The organism is Candidatus Symbiopectobacterium sp. NZEC135, from assembly GCF_025962695.1.
Genome location: NZ_JAGFPF010000718.1, coordinates 1 through 1004 on the forward strand (window position 1 = coordinate 1; position 1004 = coordinate 1004).

The 1004-nt window shown below is 56.8% G+C and carries 1 protein-coding gene; it reads left to right on the forward strand.

The window, feature by feature from the left end; translation table 11 throughout:
- Nucleotides 1-36: 36 nt before the first annotated feature.
- Nucleotides 37-939, forward strand: a complete 903-nt coding sequence (gene fieF, locus J5224_RS29960) for a CDF family cation-efflux transporter FieF (RefSeq protein WP_264628697.1) — start codon at nt 37-39, stop codon at nt 937-939.
- Nucleotides 940-1004: the final 65 nt, after the last annotated feature.

The following is a 1004-nucleotide window of genomic DNA, read 5'->3' on the forward strand; positions in this document are numbered from 1 at the left end:
GATCGGATAAGATGCTTTGTTGAGGCGAGCTGCGTGTTGGATTCGCAGTATGCGCGTTTGGTAACGCGCGCCGCAGTGGTTGCGACAACCGTGGCGCTGTTGTTATTTATCATTAAAGTCTTCGCCTGGTGGTACACCGGCTCGGTCAGTTTACTGGCCTCGTTGGTGGATTCACTGGTGGATATCAGCGCGTCGCTGGTGAACCTGCTGGCCGTACGTTATGCCCTTCAACCCGCGGACGATGAGCATGCTTTCGGTCATGGCAAAGCAGAGTCTCTGGCCGCGATTGCGCAGAGCATGTTCATTGCCGGTTCCGCGTTGTTCCTGATTCTAACCGGGTTCCAACGGCTGAGTGCGCCGCAACCGCTGTACGCCCCAGAGGTGGGGATTGTCATCACGGTGATTGCTCTGGTGTCAACGCTGCTGCTGGTGGCTTTTCAACGTTGGGTAGTACGCAAGACGCAGAGTCAGGCGATACGCGCCGATTCGTTGCACTACCAGTCCGATGTATTTATGAACGGTGCCATTCTGGTGGCGCTGGTCTTAAGCTGGCGCGGCATCACCTACGCCGATGCCCTGTTTGCGTTGGGGATCGGGGTTTATATTCTCTACAGCGCGCTGCGCATCGGCTATGACGCGGTGCAATCGTTGCTGGATCGCGCGTTGCCAGAAGAGGAGCAGCAGGCCATTGTTGCGCTGATTCGCGGCTGGCCGGGCATTCATGGCGCACATCAACTGCGCACCCGCCGATCAGGGCCGACCCGTTTTATTCAACTGCATCTGGAGATGGATGACACGCTGCCGCTGGTTCGCGCACATGAGGTTGCGGACGCTCTGGAACGGGCGCTGCGTGAGCGCTTTCCCGGTGCCGATATTTTGATTCATCAAGACCCTTCCTCGGCCGTGCCTGAAGAACAGCGCGGACGGATTGAGGTGTGATCCAGCCTGTATTTGTTTGAGAAATGTGATAGAAAATGGATTGTGCGGCATTATTTTGCCTGACC